Raw genomic sequence first — 16,436 nt, forward strand, 5'->3', positions numbered from 1 at the left:
CTCACAAATGGCAACCCCAAAAGATACCGTTAACGTTTTTATCTATGTTCAGCATCTTCTGGGTATTGGACACCTCAGACGTGCATCATTACTGGCAAAAGAGTTGGACAAGGCCGGAATGTCGGTTCTGTTTGCGTCTGGAGGACGTCCCGTTTCATTTCTTGAGATCGGTAACGCCAAGCTCTTTCAGCTTCCCGCCCTTCATGCTGCCGATAACAGTTTTAAGGTTCTAAAAAATTCTGAAGGAACAATCGCCGACGACGCCTGGAAAGAGCAACGCAAAAAGCTTCTTTTATCGGCTTTCCACAAGGCCAAGCCCGATGTCCTCCTGATCGAAATGTTTCCTTTTGGCCGACGCCAAATGCGTTTTGAACTGGACCCCTTGATTGCTTTGGCTAAATCGATGGACATTCCAATTATCAGTTCTATACGGGATATTCTCACAACACATAAAACGCCGGGGAAAAGCGAATGGATTATTGATCGGGTCCAGAAAGATATTGATCATGTTCTGGTTCATGGCGATCCAGATTTTATTCCCCTTGAAGATAGCTTTCCGCTTGCTGCGCAAGTTAAAGAAAAAATCGTCTATACTGGTTATGTCGTCGAACATAATGCCCAAAATCGAAACCCCAACTCACCAGAGAATAGAAAGGGTGTACTGGTTTCTGCAGGCGGGGGTGCCGTAGCCCTGCCCTTGGCTGAGGCGGTCATTAAAGCCAAAAATCTTTCCACTTTAAACAGTGTGCCCTGGCGATTGCTTCTGGGTAACAACCTGCCTGATCAAGAATTCAACAACATCGTCAAACGTGCGCCCGATGGTTTAATTGTCGAACGAAACCGCCCGGACTTTTGCACACTTCTATCCCAAGCTCAGCTTTCAATCAGTCAGGCCGGATATAATACCATTATGGAAACTCTCATGACCGAGACACCAGCGATTGTCGTCCCCTTTTCGGCAGAGGGGCAAAGCGAACAGACAGACCGTGCACAGAAACTAGCAAAAGCAGGTGTGCTATCGCTGCTATCAGAAGCAGACCTAACCCCGGAAAATTTGGCAAAAAAAATAGATGATGCTGTTCATAAGTCTCTGTCTCCAAAATCCGGGCCAAAAATGCCTGAGTCAAAAGTAAAAATCGATGTTCATGGTACAGACAAAACAACACTGTTTATCAAAGAGCTAATTGAGAAAAGACATAAAAAGAAAGACATACAGTGCCCCAAATAACTCCACAAAGTTTCAAATATCCCCTTTTTGATGTTTATCTCGATTATCTAAAAACAGCTTTTGGCTTATCAATTGGTCTCGGCGGACTGGTTTACGGTCTGAACAACACTTTTTCCCAAATCTGTTTTAGCGCCATCCTCATTATCTTTATTATCTTCGGATTCCATTCACTACGGCGCCACAGAATACGTGTTATCTTGGATAATGAATTGGTGGAAATTACAGATTTTAAGAAGCGTAAGCTTCTATTTAAAGATATAAAAAATATAGAGTTACGCTATTATGGTCGCCCTGTGAAAGATAAAGAAAACGACCAGAAACCCAAAGGCGTTTTGCATCTCGTCTTAAAGAACGCAGAACAAAAACTCACATTTGATTCCAACTTGTATGGTTTCAAGTACCTTGTCTGGGCAACCATACTATTTGCGAAAGAGTACAACCTGCCGCTTGACCCAAGCACCATTGGCAATATGCTAGATATCGGACTTGATCCAGAAGGCAGCAGTGAAATGCCAGATCCAAAAATGTCGGGAATTTAAAAAGATATAAGACGATCAAGCCAACAGGGTTTAACAACGGGGCCAGTGTATAATCGTGAACGATCTGCTACAGGTCAAAGACCTTCGTGTCGCATTTAAGCTTCCAGAGGGCACTTTGAACGCCGTCAAAGGTGTATCCTTTCGTATCCCGCGTGGGAAAACTGTCTCTCTGGTTGGTGAATCTGGATCAGGAAAATCAGTTGTCAGTCAGGCAATTATGGGAATTTTACCCAACGTTGCCGAGATTGCAGGGGGTGAAATTCTTTTTTCAGATCCCAAGAAACATGGTGAAATTCTAGATCTGGCGAGAATCCGACCCGACAGCAAACAGATGAGACAAATCCGCGGTGGCCGGATATCTATGGTTTTTCAGGAACCCATGACTTCGCTGTCACCAGTGCATACGGTTGGTAGCCAAATCTGTGAAGCCCTAGAGTTGCACCGTGACATTTCCGCGAGCCAAGCACTGGAACTTGCAACCGACATGTTACGGATGGTCGGGTTTCCCGATCCCGTTAGAGCAATGCGCACCTATCCATTTGAACTTTCAGGTGGATTGCGGCAGCGTGCCGTTATCGCTATGGCCTTAGTGTGCCGCCCAGCCCTTTTGATCGCCGACGAACCCACAACGGCCCTAGACGTAACCATTCAGGCGCAAATTTTAAAGTTAATCAAAGATTTGCAGAGCGAACTGGATATGTCCGTTCTCATGATTACCCACGACCTTGGCGTGGTTGCTAACATGGCAGATGAAGTCGTGGTCATGTATCATGGCGAGGTTATGGAAAGCGGCACACTGGAAGATATTTTCAGAAAAGCCGAGCACCCATATCTCAAAGCTTTGCTTCACGCAGTGCCCCGGTTTGATATGAAACCGGATGAACGGCTAAAACCAATTCGTGAAATTGAACATCATCCCGATAACCCTATTCTAAAAGCAAAGCGGCAAAGACGGGAAATCAATGAAAATGATCCCCCCTTGCTTGAGGTAAACAATATCTCGAAATCTTTTTCGATCCGAAAAGGTGGGTTTTTCTCGCAAAAATCATCAGAAAAGGCATTGGCTGTTGATGATATCAGCTTTTTTGTCAACCGCGGGGAATGCCTTGGCCTTGTGGGAGAGAGCGGCTGCGGGAAAACCACTCTGTCGAAAATTATCATGCGTGCCCTGAAGCCCGATCAGGGATCAATTATTTTCAGGGATCAAGAAAATAACCCAACAGATGTTCTAACCCTTGAGAAAAAAGACCTCTTTAAATTTCGTGAACGTGTTCAGTTCATGTTCCAAGATCCCTATAGTTCACTTAACCCGCGCATGACCGTCCAAGAGTTAATTGGTGAACCCTTACTGATACACGGTATGAAAGATGCCAAAGAGCGACGAAGGTACGTTGAAAGCCTGATGGATGTCGTTGGATTGGCACCAATGCATATAAATCGCTATCCACATTCATTTTCAGGGGGGCAACGTCAACGTATCGGGATTGCAAGGGCACTGGCACTACAACCTGACCTTTTGATCTGTGACGAGCCTGTATCGGCGTTAGATGTTTCTATTCAAGCACAGGTTCTTAATCTTCTGAAGGACTTAAAAGCGGCTTTAGGGCTGACCTATATATTCATCAGTCACAATCTGGCCGTTATAGATTACATTGCGGACCGAATTATCGTCATGTGTAGAGGACGATTGGTCGAAACCGCCCCCAAGGAACTACTCTTTAAAAACCCGGTTCACCCCTATACTAGGGCCTTGGTATCTGCGGTACCTGATCCAGACCTAGACCACCCGCTTGATTTAAAGGATTTACTGGAAGGAAAAGCCTCTGTGCCAGAAAACTGGCCAGCGCCTTTTACCGTAAGTAATCAACACGATATGGTCATGGTTGATTTAGGTGGCGGGCATTATGTACGCGTCCACAAAGGCACTGATAGCGATGCTATCCCTCAAACAGATATGAGGGAGCACGCATAATGCTGAGCTATATCGTTAATCGTATTCTGGCCATGGTGCCGACACTGCTTATTATTTCTGCAATTATCTTTACTCTAATCCAGTTGCCCCCCGGTGATTATCTGGAAACACAAATAGCCGAAATGCAGGCACAGGGTGAAAACGTCGATCAGGAAAAAATCGATTACCTCCGTACAGAATACGGGTTGGACAAGCCCATGTACGAACAATATTTCGACTGGGTTTTTGGGCTTTTACAAGGCGACCTTGGTTATTCATTCGAACATGAGTTACCAGTAACCGAAGTTATTGGTGATCGCATAACCCTAACCATTGTGCTCGCCCTTGCTGCAACACTCTTTACTTACGTGCTTTCATTCCCCATCGGTATCTATACCGCGGTAAAACAATACTCTGTCGGTGATTATGTTTTCAGTTTTGTCGGCTTCATAGGTCTCGCGACCCCTAACTTTTTATTAGCTTTGGTCCTGCTCTATTTTGCCAATGTCTGGTTTGGAACTTCAATTGGTGGCCTGATGGATGACGAATTTATCGGCAAACCCTGGAGCATGGATAAAGCCCTATCCGTTCTTGAACACCTTTGGGTTCCCGTCATAGTAATCGGGACTTCCGGTACCGCTGGTATGATCAGACGGCTACGCGCGAACATGCTGGATGAACTATCCAAACAGTATGTCATTACAGCCAAAGCCAAAGGCCAGACTCCCCTCAAAATCCTGTTGAAATACCCCCTTCGATTGGCAATAAATCCTTTTATTGCGGATATAGGGTCTATTCTTCCTGATTTGTTATCCGGCTCTGTTCTGGTCGCTGTGGTCATGGGGTTAGAGACAACAGGCCCAATGCTTGTTGACTCTCTTTTAAGTCAGGATATGTATCTTGCAGGATCATTCCTTATCATCGAAGCATCTCTGGTCGTTATTGGTGTCTTCATTTCAGATCTGATTCTTGCCGCGATCGACCCAAGAATCCGTCTGGGCGGGGGAGCTGAAAAATGAGCAGAAAAACAACAGATAACCAGCTCTCGAACCAAGCTACGGAACACTACGTCAATCCCGCCCCTTTTGATCCCTATTCAGTTACGAAGCTAACCCCTCAACAGGAACGCTATTTCACCGCATCTCAATGGCAAATTATGTGGTGGAAGTTCAAAAAGCATAAACTAGCCGTTTATTCCGGCATCATCCTGCTGTGTATGTACATGGTTGCCATTCTGGCAGAGTTAGTAGCCCCCTATAACTTACACAACCGCGAAACCAAGTTTATTTACGCCCCGCCACAGGCCATTCACTTTTTCCATGACGACGAGTTTATAGGTCCGTTTGTCTATGGCTTTGACTACAACCTCAATATGGAAAACTTGAAACGGGAATATACGCCGGATACATCAGATGTTCAGAAGCTAAACTTCTTTTGCCGAAGTAATCAGGAATATGATTACCTTGGGCTGGTCAGTGGTGACTTCCATTTCGTCTGCCCCGCAAAAAACGGAACTCTGTTCATCTGGGGAACCGACCGCTTAGGGCGTGATGTCTTTAGCCGTATCATTTACGGCTCTAGAATTTCACTCACCATTGGTTTGATTGGTGTAGCTATCAGTTTTGTTCTCGGCACCTTCTTTGGTGGGTTGGCAGGATATTTTGGCGGGTTGGTCGATAATTTCGTTCTGCGAGCCATTGAGATCCTCAAGTCTTTCCCAAGCTTACCACTTTTTATGACTCTTTCGGCTCTCTTGCCTGTTACCTGGAGTCCTCTGGGTGTTTTCTTTGGAATATCCATCATTCAAGGCTTTTTGGATTGGCCGGGATTAGCACGTGCCGTCAGGTCAAAACTGTTAAGCCTGCGCGAAGAAGACTTCACCACCGCAGCCCAATTGATGGGGGCTTCGCACGCAAGAGTTATTGGTAAACACCTTTTGCCTTCGTTCAGTAGCCATCTTATTGCCTCAGCGACCCTGGCTATCCCCATGATGATACTGGGTGAAACCAGTTTGTCTTTCCTTGGTTTAGGATTAAGAGCCCCAATCACATCATGGGGCGTGCTGCTTAACGAAGCCCAGAATATAAGCGCCGTGGTTCTATACCCATGGCTACTCTTACCTGTACAGCCCGTTGTATTAGTCGTGCTTTGTTATAACTTTTTGGGTGACGGGCTACGTGATGCCGCGGACCCTTACAAATAAGCTATGGTTTGGTGAGGGATTCAAACCCCTCATCACACACATTAATCCGCAATCACGACCAAATCCATTGCCACAGAAACACCCATTATCTGGCTTTTCTCGAGTACTTTTGGCTCCAACAAAGGCTGGTAACCTTGTTCAAGAGCTCTTTGGTAGGTGGTGTGGTCTGAAATAGCACGCGCACCAACGTCCTTATTATGCTTTTCAAGCTTTGCTGACAGATTTACGGCATCACCAATTACCGTGTATTCCAAACGCGTATCATCACCTACAGCTCCAAATAGAACTGGCCCAACAGCAATTGAACCATTAACCAGCGGCGCTTCTTCGCCATTATCTCTTTGCCATGCCGCTGTTACATCCATGAGCTCATCCATGGCCCTTAGAGCATCCGCAGCATAGGTTTCCGAAGGGAGCGAGGCACCAAAGGTAGCCATGATTCCGTCCCCCATGAATTTATCAATTGATCCACCGTGCTTCTGGATAATCGGCACACAAAGTTGCTGATATTCAGCCAATGTACCCATGACAACCTCGGCAGATTCAACCGCAGCTAACTTTGTAAACCCCCGCATATCCAAGTTCATAATCGCCGCTTCGCGTCTTTCGGCGCTCCCCACCATTATTTTATCTTTTGAATGGGCAATTTTTTTAGCGACTTCAGGGGAAAAGAAACGTGACAGCTCTTGGGCAGCCTGTCGCTCGGACACAGAATTAATCAATAAAGCGCGGGCACGGACCAAGGCAACAGCAAGTATAAGGGTAACAACAAGGATAGAGATTATCTTGTCAAATTCTGCCCCAAAAAGAATAGCGTTTGAGGTCATGTAATGCACATAATCCCGCGTGATCATGCTATCCATGGAATCAACCGAGACAACATACATGATCATTATACCCCAGCCCAAAGCCGCAAATATCCCGGCAATGACAACGAATTTGGCTTCAAACCTCAAAGCTCTGATCGCTATGAAAATAAAGACATAAAGAAGGGTTGGGACTTTTAAATAAAAGCTCGGAGGTTGGTTGTACTGAATATGAAAGCTCCAGATCAGTACCATCAATAGCGTCATATCAAACAGCGCAGAAACCGCCAATGACCAATCAGGTAGATGGAATTTATAAGCCCAGACAATCCGAATAAGTGTCAAAACCAGATAAATACTCAAGGCCCAAGGAACAGGGGCAAAAGTCACATCTTCATTAAAGGTTTTTGGTGAAAGAAGATAAAGTGACCCAAAAATACTAACGACACCCAGCTGAATCCAGCCAATCAGCCGTTCGGTCTTATCTTCTTGTTCATGAATGGCTTTTAATACCCGCGCTGGCAGAGCTGTTTCGTTAACCGAACTAAACCACTTCATATGTATAATCCTGAAACTTTAAGGCACCTGCCTATAACATCTGTCTGAAAATTGTCATGCAATACACTTAAATTAAGCTTTTTCTATTGCTATTCTATAGAAACTTTGATCAAGCCATAGTCAGAATTACGTGATCCAAAGGAAACTAATTACAGGCTAAGAACCAGCCCTTCTTTTGCAAACAACGTTCCCGGTCGTAATTTCTCTGCCTTCTCGGCTTCTGCATCCAAAAAATCATCGTCATGGCAGGGATCATGATGAAAGGCGATAAGCTGCTTAACGTCTGCCTGCTCACAGAGCCGAACCCCTTCTTGCCAGGTTGAGTGCCCCCAATCTTTAAACTTCGGGTATTCTTCGTCTGTATAGCTGCTGTCATAGACCATACAGTCAGCCCCTTGGACAAGCTCTAGAATCTGACGATCTGGTACCCCGGGTGTATGTTCAGTATCAGTGATATAACAGAAACACTTACCTTTATATTCCAAGCGATACCCCGTAGCTCCATTGGGGTGGTTCAAAGGTGTCGTGCGAACCTTTAACCCGGGATATGGCTCTAGCGTTTCCCCACTGTGAAAATCATGGAAGGTCACATTCGCTGAAAATATTTTGGGTGGTACGGGAAACAAAGGTTCCGCCATATATCGGCACAAAATTTCATGAAGATTGCTTTTTTGCTCTAATAAATGCCCCGCCCACAACCGCACTTTATTTTTAGGGTAAAAGTTCGGACCAAAAAATGGCATACCCATAATATGGTCATGATGTGTATGTGAGAAAAAGATATCAATCTGCTGTTTGTCACTTGCCGAGCAAATATTTTGCCCCAAAGATCTGATGCCCGTGCCAGCATCGAAAATAAAATGGTGATCTCCACAGCGAACCTCTACGCATGACGTATTCCCGCCATAACGCCTGTGGCTGTTTTCCGGGCAAGGTATAGAGCCTCTTACCCCCCAGAATTTCACTGTAAAATCACTCGTTGTAGACACGTTTAATCTCCCGGCTACTACATAGCCAAATGCAAAATTCACAGACCCTTTGCCAAAATACCTCTAGGGTACCAAACGATAACCACCAGGCTCTGTTACTAATAACTTTGCATTCGATGGGTCGATTTCAATCTTTTGTCTTAATCTATATACGTGAGTTTCGAGCGTATGAGTGGTTACACCAGCATTATAACCCCAAACTTCATTGAGAAGAGTATCCCGACCAACCACCTGAGATCCTTTACGGTACAAATACTTAAGAATAGAGGTTTCTTTTTCGGTCAGACGAATTTTCTTTTGTGTTTCGCCTTCTATAAGAATTTTACCGCTAGGCTGAAAAGTATAGGGTCCGATGGTGAAAACGGCATCTTCACTCTGTTCATGCTGGCGGAGTTGAGCACGCAAACGTGCCAAAAGAACCCCCAAACGAAACGGCTTGGTAATATAGTCGTTAGCGCCAGCATCTAGCCCAAGAATAGTATCTGCATCTGATTCAGCAGCTGTTAACATTATGATAGGACTTTTAACCCCTGCGCGTCGCATAAGACGGCAAACCTCACGCCCATCCATGTCGGGAAGACCAACGTCCAGCAAAATCGCATCATAGTAATCATCTTTGGCCTTTTCTAAGCCTTCCATACCATTTACGGCTTCCGTTGTTTCAAACTCTTCATGTAGATGCAGTTGCTCTCTTAATGACGAACGCAGCGCGTCATCATCATCTACAAGCAATATTCTACGGCCGTTTGAAGTCGTCATCCCATAGGCCCCTTATCTATTTTCCCTGTTTAAATCACAGTGTTCATGTCACAATTTTATTTCGCGGCCGGATTTACTATCCGATTGTATTATTTGTGCAGCTATCAAGTAACCCGCTTTTATCCAAAAATTACTCCCATTTAGATAACACTCGCACTAACCACATTCAAGCTCACCCGCGAAATCTGTACACCAGAGCATCCCGGCATTAACGATAAAGGTGGCTATAAACAAATAAAGTTACACTTTAGCTATCAAAACTATAGATCTAATTTAATTTCAAGCTTGTCTATATCGTGATTTTCAGCAGAAATTACAAATAGCAGTTGGTAAACAATACGTGTGCGCCGTAGATATAGTTAACCCGATGTAAATCGATGTACCATCCACAGTTTACTATAAATGTAGGAAAAGAATTGCTTAAAGTCCTCCTTAACACCCAACAAATGTTAAGGATTGTCGCAAACCCCTACTCACGCTTCGTATTTTCACACTTTCAATTCCTGCTACTTTGCTATAAGTGACCAATGGCTTTTAGACATTTACTTGGAATGTCAGGATAGTGTTCCCTAAATAAGGAGCGGATCACTGTTCTTTGGTGATATACATTATCAAAAGCTATGATTACCGAATGCAACCAAGCCGGACGAAAGAACTGATCAGTGCCAGCGCTAGAAGAAAATGCCGCAAGGATCCTCCCTGCTGTTGAGCGAGCCATTGCAGAATTGCGTCGCGGAGCAGCTGTTATTGTACAGCGCCCCGATGGACAGTCTGCATTAATACAGGCATCCGAAACTTCATCAGATGAAAGCCTGAACAAACTTCGGTACATCAGCAATGCAGAACCTTGCCTTCTTTTAACCGCACGCCGCGCAGCAGCCATCGGGATCACGGAAGCAGAACCCCTTATCAACACCACAGAAGTCATCGCCTTTGCGCTGGACGGGATGTCACCAGAAGCCGCGTCCTATCTGGCTGATCCAGTACACGACCCTCTGGGGATTAATCTACGGCATGATAATTTTCTGACCACCGAAGTCCCCGAAATACTGGCCCGAAATGCTGTGCTATTGACAAAACTGGCCTGTCTGCTTCCGGCTGCGCTTTTTGTAAATTTGCCAGACGGTAAAGACACAGAGCTTGCAAAAACACATAATCTTCTCGTCGTTTCGGCAAGTGATATTGCAAGCTATCGCAGTACGGCCGCTTATAGCCTAAAAAAAGTAGCATCTGCTCAGGTTCCTCTTGAAATGGCCGAAAAGACAACCGTTGTCGCATTTCGTCCAAAGGACGGAGGCACTGAACATCTTGCCCTTGTTATTGGTGACCCCGATCCAAATCAACCAACGCTAATACGCCTGCACTCTGAATGCTTTACGGGAGACCTTCTTGGTAGTTTACGGTGTGATTGCGGCGACCAACTTCGCGGCGCGATAAAGCTTATGGAAGAACAAGGTGGTGGTGTTCTCCTTTATCTTTCACAAGAAGGTCGAGGCATCGGCTTGATGAACAAACTTCGCGCCTATGAACTACAGGATAGAGGCGCTGATACATCAGATGCCAACGAACTTGTCGGCTTTGACCCTGATGAACGGATTTATATCCCTGCGGCTGAAATGCTGCGTCAGTTGGGCTATGACGAAGTCAGACTCCTGACAAACAACCCAGAAAAAGCAACCGCCCTGATTGAATGTGGTATAGAAGTTATAGAAATGGTTCCACATCATTTCCCTTCAAACGGGCACAATGAGTTTTATCTAAAAACCAAAGCAACACGCTTTGGGCATAAGCTCTAAAATCATCTTTCAAAGAAATGCCTTTGAGAATATATAAGCAGATATGGGCAAGCTTTGCCTTATTACAGGAAAAGTATTCCGATCTATATTTGAATTTACAGCAAAAGTACCCTTGTAAGCCATAATAAATTGGCCCGATCATTGCATTGATACACTTGAATTAACGATCAGGTGTTATCAGGCTTATGTTGGATCAGCTCTATTCTCAACAAATTATTCAAAAAGGACAAATCCGTCCTGCCATTCATAATGGGCACAATAATACAGATCTGAGATCAGAAAACGCTTCTCTTCCCACAGCTTCAACACCTTTGGCGCAGCCTCAAAATGCACAAATAAATAAAGCGCCTTTATCCCATAAACCTACCCAAGAAAATCCGTTTAAAAATGAACTGCTCAAAACAAACACAACAGATCCAAGCAAGAGGCCCACGACAGAAGCCGCTATAGAACAGCAAAATTCATCTCAGGAAGAACAAAGTTTTGGCTTCTTTGATTTCCTCGATGTTATAAATCCTCTGCAACATATTCCTGTAATTTCGACATTATACAGAGAAATCACCGGCGATGAAATTCAACCTGCCGCCCGGGTTGTCGGTGGGATGATTTATGGAGGCCCTTCCGGTTTTATTTCCGCCATAGCAAATTCAATTTCTGAAGAAACAACAGGTAAAGATATAGGCGAAAACATAATGGAGGCTTTTCTTGGGACTGATGAAGAAGAAAGCCCTGTTCAAGTTGCAGCAGTCGAATCCACCGCCGAGAATACATCACCACCCATTTTTTCTCAGCTGGCCCCGGTGATACCGCCTGCACCAAGCCAACAGCCACTGGTCAGTAATGCGGTAACGCACACCGATGGTACGGGCTCAATAACGTCTCCTCTCGAAGGAAAAGATGCCCTAGCAGCCCTTTACGATGATATGACAACAGCTAAAGCAACAGCTGCTGCACAACCAATTCAAGCATCATCAAACCTGCCCTCTAATTCACCCCTAAATTTACAGCAAGCGAACCCAGCCCCTCTATCTCCATCCAGGCCCGGTAAATGGTTCCCTCTCTCTGGTGGTAATGTGCTGATTGCACAGACATCACATTCCCCTCAGCCCACACCTGTAAAAACTGAGACACCACAAGTATCCATCCCAACAACCGCTTCCATCACAGAAAATGCTCCATCGGCTCAGGAAACTATTGCTACCATTGAAAGTGATTTCGCGCAAAATATGTTAAACGGTCTGGATAAATATAAAGAGCTAAAAAGCAATAACTGAAGCCTCGACAATCCAGACTGAATATGTATGTTTGGCCCAAATTATATTTCCAGCTTACGTTTAAAGACTGATTTCGGGTACAGACATGGATATCATCGTTCAGGTAGTTAATGGTAATTGGCAAGCGTCATATGGCGACAAAATATGGCCATGTACCATCGGTAAAAATGGCACTGTTCCTGCCAAAGAAAAAGTCGAGGGTGATGGGAAGACACCGATAGGAAGTTGGAATTTAACCAAAGTTCTATATCGTGCAGACCGTATATCTCTGGAACAAAGAAAAGCTATTCGTAAGGCGGTTGAAATTGCCCCTCTTTGCCAAAGAGACGGGTGGTGTGATGAACCTGAAGATCCCTATTACAACAAAGCCGTCATTGTTCCCTATACATCCAGCCATGAAATCCTGTGGAAAGAGCAAGAAAACACCTATGATCTGATCGGCCTACTAAGCCACAATTCAGACCCTGTCATTCCGGGTCAGGGATCAGCAATATTTCTCCATGTCGCCAAACCGGAGCTGACACCGACAGAAGGCTGCGTTGCTCTTGAACTCAATAACCTCTTAGAGTTACTTTCCCTTATAGAAAGTGAATCAAAGATTGAAGTAATTGGATAAAATTTTCTTGAATATCGGATGTTTTTTATCAAATTGTCCCCATATTGAAGAACGAGATTAAGAACTTAAGAAAGCCCGAAGCATGAAAAAGACTCTTTCTTATATAGCCATAAGCCTTTTACTGGCAGGGTGTGCCGCCGCTGGTTATGACAGTCTTCGTTCGACCTATTATTCATTGGGGTATACAAAAGGGGATGCTTTGCTAGCGGCGAATGGTCAAGCAATTAAAGTGAATGTTGTCTCTAAAAAAGAGAAAGAAACCCTCGAGCAAAATGTGTCCGCCAGCCTGAATAAATATGGCCCAAAATGGCTTGATGCAAAGTATGCTCCCGCCTCTGCCACAGAAAACAAAAGCCCTTATCAAATGAAATGGGCTTTTAATGTGCCAGAAAGTGGCAATGCAATTTCAATCTGTCGCAAAGACTATAATTCAAACCCGCAAAATTTTTCCACCGAGAATACAAGCGTAGTTCTTGCCGCTTTTTGTCTAAATAACAAAACCTTAACAAGCCTAAGAGCGCGAGTTTACTCTGCACCAGATACAGAAGATTTTGCTAAAACTGTCGGACTTATCGGCAGAAATCTGTTAACAACGACAAATCCCGAAAGATTTGATGACTGTACAAATTTCGATGATTGCAGCTAACCTAAGTTAGAATAATCGCGCGTACCAAAAATACCTGATCCTACCCTGACATGGGTTGCGCCGAAACGAACTGCCAAATCAAAATCACTACTCATACCCATTGATAGATTTGCTAAACCGTTTTCCTTTGCAAGCTTAGACAAGAAGGAAAAGTGTAGTGAAGGCTCTTCATCCACGGGTGGAATGCACATAAGCCCGGTAATTCGAAGATTTTGTTCACGGCAAAGGGCGATAAGGTCTCTTAAACCGCTCGGCGAAACACCTGCCTTTTGTGGCTCTTCACCTGTATTCACTTGAATATATAGTTCGGGACTTTTTACTTGTTTTTTTATCTCTTTTGATAGTGCGTTAACCAATTTTGGTCGATCTACAGTCTGAATGACATCAAAGGTCTCAACAGCTTCTTTTGCCTTATTCGTTTGTAAAGGGCCGATTAGATGAAGCTCAATTGCATCTCTTTTCGGTCCAATATCTTTGAATTTCTTTTGAGCTTCCTGGACTTTATTCTCACCAAAAACACGCTGACCAGCTTCATAAGCTGATAAAACATCTTCAACAGGCTTTGTCTTACTCACAGCAATCAAAGATACATTCTCAGAAGCTATCAAAGACTCCATCCGAGAAGACTCTATTTGATCACTAATACTTTTGAGATTCTTGGCGATATCAACAGACATAATAAACAACGTTTTTTCAGTTAAGACAGAGTTCGAAGTGACTCGAAATTACAAATACCCAAACCGCTTCATCTGTGCCTTGTGGTCTTTCTCGATGCGATAGCGTTGCTTATCTGTCAACACTTCCCGCCATCCACCAGCTTTGCCCGAGCGGAAAAATTTTTCGCTTTTATGCGATCTTTCAATAAAACCCTTCTCAGCTTCTAAAGCCTGTAACTGCTTAAATGAAGAAAATTCAACAGCACGCTTTATTCGTTCTTCGTCCTTCGTGATACCAAGTTTTTTTGCAAATCCACCCAAAACAGTGTGGGGATCTGCCAACATATCCTCATATTTAAGAACTATGAGGTTTTTATGTTTAACCTGCGTCCAAGATTTCACGTGATTGGACCAGCTATTGTATATTTCGTAAACTAGGTTTTCATCAGCTTCGCTTCGTGCACCTGTCTTGCTCATCAATTCAATCGTTTTGTCGATTGAAACTCCAAAATGATCCGCACCAGACACAGCAACATCTCTTGGATCTCTGACTATATAGACAGCGGCAGCTGTAGAATGCATAGAACAGAGTGGTTTATTTAAAAACTCGCCTAAAAAATTATGTGTTTTTAGTAAAACAACCCTTTTATTAACCTCAACTGCCCTTTTTTGAGCTAATTCTCTAGCATCTGCTATATCTTGCTCACTTTGTTCATCCCAAGGCCTATCTTTTAAGAAAGGCTCATACCAAACACGATTGGCTTCACTTACACATACTTCGTTTGCACGGTCGGGAGATAACGGCTCTTTTGCATCCAAAATTAAGTTTGCCAAAAAAACACGAACCCATGTGTTACCTGATTTTGGATAAGAAGCAATCCAGAGTATGCCCGGCATTAATTGTCTCCATTCTAAAACTTTAAGACCGTCCAATACATATCTTAGACGCCAAATTAGGATATTTAAATGATTACCTAACAGGACTAGAAAATACCTGCAAGCAGATCAAAAAAGCTTCTTGTTTTTTCATTATAATGCCCAGAATCCCTATTTTAATTAAGGAATGAATTAATCAGATTCTAACGCTAAAAACTTAATATCCCTTCATTCTTCTAAAAATTCTCGACTCAAAGCATCCATTTTGTTGCATCAATGTCACACTAGTACTCAAAAACAACATTACACAAGATTCCAGTATTGCAGTTCTTTTTCAGCTAATGCTACAAAAGCACACGTTAATTGAAGGCTTAGTGCCTGACATATCTTTATTTGGAGATCGAATATAATGAAAAAAGTTCTGCTTGCTAGTTCAGCTCTTGTAGCTGGCGCAGCTTTCGCAGCACCAGCAATGGCTGCTGATGGCGAAATCGTTTGGTCCGCATGGACACAGTTTCACGTTTCTTCTACTGGTGTAGATAGTGATTCAGCTGGCGTTGGTGGTGACACTAACAAAGGTGTTGATTTCAACACTAACTCAGAAATCGCTCTTGATTACTCAGCAACTGCTGACAATGGTCTGACTTATGGTCTGCACATTGAGCTAGAAGCTGATCAAAACACATCAAACAACTCAGATGAAAACCACATCTTCCTAGAAGGTGATTTCGGTCGCGTTGAACTTGGTGACCAAGATTCTGCTGGTGATCGCCTGATGGTTTCTGGTTCTTCTGTTGGTTTCGAATTCGGCATGTACGGTAACTACACAGGTTCTGTACTTTATAACACTGGTTACACTGGTGGTGCGCAGACAGCTGCTGATTTTGCTGATTCTTCAGACGACACAAAAATCACTTACTTCACACCAACATTCAACGGCTTCAAAGCTGGTATCTCTTTTGCTCCAGATTCTGACACAGGTAACTCTGTTTCAGGTAGTGGCACAGGTACTGACAATCACATCGATGGTGGTATCAACTATTCTGGTAACTTCAACGACTTCTCAATCGATGCAGGTCTAGTTGGTGGTACTCATGAAGTATCAGGTACTGCTTCTGATGATGACACTTACTACGCTGTAGGTGGTGGTCTTAAAGTTGGATACGCTGGTTTCAGTGCTGCTGTTGGTGTAATGCACGAAGACCTAGAAGATAACTACGACACTGATACAGTAGATCTTGGTCTTGCTTATGCAACTGGCCCTTGGAACTTTGCAGTTGGTGCTGCTTGGTCTGAGCGTGATTTCAATGCATCAACAACTGATAACAACGAATACACAGCATACTCTGCTGGCGTTGGTTACCAGATTGCACCAGGTCTAAAAACTTGGGTTGGTGGTACAGTTGGCGAATACGAAAACGCTGCTGAAGACTTCACGAACATCCAAGCTGGTGTAGCAGTATCATTCTAATTGATACCTACTACATAGTTTATAAAGACAGGTCGGTTCGGTTTCGAACCGGCCTTTCTTTTTGCTGT

The 16,436-nt window shown here is 44.0% G+C and carries 15 protein-coding genes; 10 read left to right on the top strand and 5 right to left on the bottom strand.

What is annotated here, in order from left to right; genetic code table 11:
* Positions 1 to 7: 7 nt before the first annotated feature.
* From ACN0QW_RS09355 to ACN0QW_RS09375, 5 genes are all read left to right on the top strand, one after another.
* Complete coding sequence (locus ACN0QW_RS09355) at positions 8 to 1,228, top strand: glycosyltransferase family protein (RefSeq protein WP_417430844.1); 1,221 nt, start codon at positions 8 to 10, stop codon at positions 1,226 to 1,228.
* A gap of 212 nt (positions 1,229 to 1,440) precedes the next feature.
* On the top strand, positions 1,441 to 1,767 hold the full coding sequence (locus ACN0QW_RS09360; RefSeq protein ID WP_417430846.1) for a hypothetical protein: 327 nt from the start codon (positions 1,441 to 1,443) through the stop codon (positions 1,765 to 1,767).
* Positions 1,768 to 1,822: 55 nt separating this feature from the next.
* Entirely contained in the window at positions 1,823 to 3,739 is a 1,917-nt protein-coding gene (locus ACN0QW_RS09365) for an ABC transporter ATP-binding protein (RefSeq protein ID WP_417430848.1), read from the top strand.
* Complete coding sequence (locus tag ACN0QW_RS09370; RefSeq protein ID WP_417430850.1) at positions 3,739 to 4,737, top strand: ABC transporter permease; 999 nt, start codon at positions 3,739 to 3,741, stop codon at positions 4,735 to 4,737. Before ACN0QW_RS09365 ends, ACN0QW_RS09370 begins: the two co-directional genes overlap by 1 nt.
* Positions 4,734 to 5,921: an ABC transporter permease gene (locus ACN0QW_RS09375; protein ID WP_417430852.1), complete on the top strand. Its 1,188-nt coding sequence runs from the start codon at positions 4,734 to 4,736 to the stop codon at positions 5,919 to 5,921. Before ACN0QW_RS09370 ends, ACN0QW_RS09375 begins: the two co-directional genes overlap by 4 nt.
* Positions 5,922 to 5,962: 41 nt before the next feature.
* Here ACN0QW_RS09375 and ACN0QW_RS09380 read toward each other — a convergent pair whose 3' ends face one another.
* The 3 genes from ACN0QW_RS09380 to ACN0QW_RS09390 all read right to left on the bottom strand — a co-directional run bounded on the left by ACN0QW_RS09380 (position 5,963) and on the right by ACN0QW_RS09390 (position 9,033).
* Positions 5,963 to 7,285 (bottom strand): adenylate/guanylate cyclase domain-containing protein, encoded by a 1,323-nt coding sequence (locus ACN0QW_RS09380; RefSeq protein ID WP_417430854.1) that lies wholly within the window; start codon positions 7,283 to 7,285, stop codon positions 5,963 to 5,965.
* Between the two features lie 149 nt (positions 7,286 to 7,434).
* Complete coding sequence (locus ACN0QW_RS09385; RefSeq protein ID WP_417430856.1) at positions 7,435 to 8,274, bottom strand: MBL fold metallo-hydrolase; 840 nt, start codon at positions 8,272 to 8,274, stop codon at positions 7,435 to 7,437.
* Positions 8,275 to 8,337: 63 nt separating this feature from the next.
* Positions 8,338 to 9,033, bottom strand: a complete 696-nt coding sequence (locus tag ACN0QW_RS09390; protein ID WP_299381062.1) for a response regulator transcription factor — start codon at positions 9,031 to 9,033, stop codon at positions 8,338 to 8,340.
* Between the two features lie 662 nt (positions 9,034 to 9,695).
* On the opposite strand from ACN0QW_RS09390, the gene ribA reads away from it, so the two are divergent.
* The 4 genes from ribA to ACN0QW_RS09410 all read left to right on the top strand — a co-directional run bounded on the left by ribA (position 9,696) and on the right by ACN0QW_RS09410 (position 13,365).
* Complete coding sequence (gene ribA, locus ACN0QW_RS09395) at positions 9,696 to 10,829, top strand: GTP cyclohydrolase II (RefSeq protein WP_417430858.1); 1,134 nt, start codon at positions 9,696 to 9,698, stop codon at positions 10,827 to 10,829.
* Between the two features lie 185 nt (positions 10,830 to 11,014).
* Positions 11,015 to 12,103: a hypothetical protein gene (locus ACN0QW_RS09400; RefSeq protein WP_417430860.1), complete on the top strand. Its 1,089-nt coding sequence runs from the start codon at positions 11,015 to 11,017 to the stop codon at positions 12,101 to 12,103.
* An 85-nt stretch (positions 12,104 to 12,188) separates the two neighbouring features.
* A complete protein-coding gene (locus ACN0QW_RS09405) occupies positions 12,189 to 12,719 on the top strand; it encodes a L,D-transpeptidase family protein (RefSeq protein WP_417430861.1) in 531 nt (176 codons plus the stop codon).
* An 82-nt stretch (positions 12,720 to 12,801) separates the two neighbouring features.
* A complete protein-coding gene (locus ACN0QW_RS09410) occupies positions 12,802 to 13,365 on the top strand; it encodes a hypothetical protein (RefSeq protein WP_417430863.1) in 564 nt (187 codons plus the stop codon).
* Here ACN0QW_RS09410 and ACN0QW_RS09415 read toward each other — a convergent pair.
* On the bottom strand, positions 13,362 to 14,042 hold the full coding sequence (locus tag ACN0QW_RS09415; protein WP_417430865.1) for a YggS family pyridoxal phosphate-dependent enzyme: 681 nt from the start codon (positions 14,040 to 14,042) through the stop codon (positions 13,362 to 13,364). The two genes, ACN0QW_RS09410 and ACN0QW_RS09415, sit on opposite strands and share 4 nt — an antisense overlap.
* Positions 14,043 to 14,090: 48 nt before the next feature.
* Entirely contained in the window at positions 14,091 to 14,918 is an 828-nt protein-coding gene (locus tag ACN0QW_RS09420) for a sulfotransferase domain-containing protein (RefSeq protein ID WP_417430867.1), read from the bottom strand.
* A 388-nt stretch (positions 14,919 to 15,306) separates the two neighbouring features.
* Between ACN0QW_RS09420 and ACN0QW_RS09425 the strand changes: the two genes are divergently transcribed.
* Positions 15,307 to 16,368, top strand: coding sequence for a porin (locus ACN0QW_RS09425; RefSeq protein ID WP_417430869.1), 1,062 nt, complete (start codon positions 15,307 to 15,309; stop codon positions 16,366 to 16,368).
* The last annotated feature ends 68 nt before the right edge of the window (positions 16,369 to 16,436 follow it).

Source organism: Kiloniella sp. (assembly GCF_048259265.1).
GTDB lineage: Bacteria > Pseudomonadota > Alphaproteobacteria > Kiloniellales > Kiloniellaceae > Kiloniella.

What these genes read in the sequence shown, in the direction of transcription:
- ACN0QW_RS09420 (WP_417430867.1), bottom strand. Translation starts at nt 14,918, where the DNA reads ATGCCGGGCATACTCTGGATTGCTTCTTATCCAAAATCAGGTAACACA.
- ACN0QW_RS09390 (WP_299381062.1), bottom strand. Translation starts at nt 9,033, where the DNA reads ATGACGACTTCAAACGGCCGTAGAATATTGCTTGTAGATGATGATGAC.
- ACN0QW_RS09355 (WP_417430844.1), top strand. Translation starts at nt 8, where the DNA reads ATGGCAACCCCAAAAGATACCGTTAACGTTTTTATCTATGTTCAGCAT.
- ACN0QW_RS09410 (WP_417430863.1), top strand. Translation starts at nt 12,802, where the DNA reads ATGAAAAAGACTCTTTCTTATATAGCCATAAGCCTTTTACTGGCAGGG.
- ACN0QW_RS09380 (WP_417430854.1), bottom strand. Translation starts at nt 7,285, where the DNA reads ATGAAGTGGTTTAGTTCGGTTAACGAAACAGCTCTGCCAGCGCGGGTA.
- ACN0QW_RS09415 (WP_417430865.1), bottom strand. Translation starts at nt 14,042, where the DNA reads ATGTCTGTTGATATCGCCAAGAATCTCAAAAGTATTAGTGATCAAATA.
- ACN0QW_RS09375 (WP_417430852.1), top strand. Translation starts at nt 4,734, where the DNA reads ATGAGCAGAAAAACAACAGATAACCAGCTCTCGAACCAAGCTACGGAA.
- ACN0QW_RS09405 (WP_417430861.1), top strand. Translation starts at nt 12,189, where the DNA reads ATGGATATCATCGTTCAGGTAGTTAATGGTAATTGGCAAGCGTCATAT.
- ACN0QW_RS09400 (WP_417430860.1), top strand. Translation starts at nt 11,015, where the DNA reads ATGTTGGATCAGCTCTATTCTCAACAAATTATTCAAAAAGGACAAATC.
- ACN0QW_RS09370 (WP_417430850.1), top strand. Translation starts at nt 3,739, where the DNA reads ATGCTGAGCTATATCGTTAATCGTATTCTGGCCATGGTGCCGACACTG.
- ACN0QW_RS09425 (WP_417430869.1), top strand. Translation starts at nt 15,307, where the DNA reads ATGAAAAAAGTTCTGCTTGCTAGTTCAGCTCTTGTAGCTGGCGCAGCT.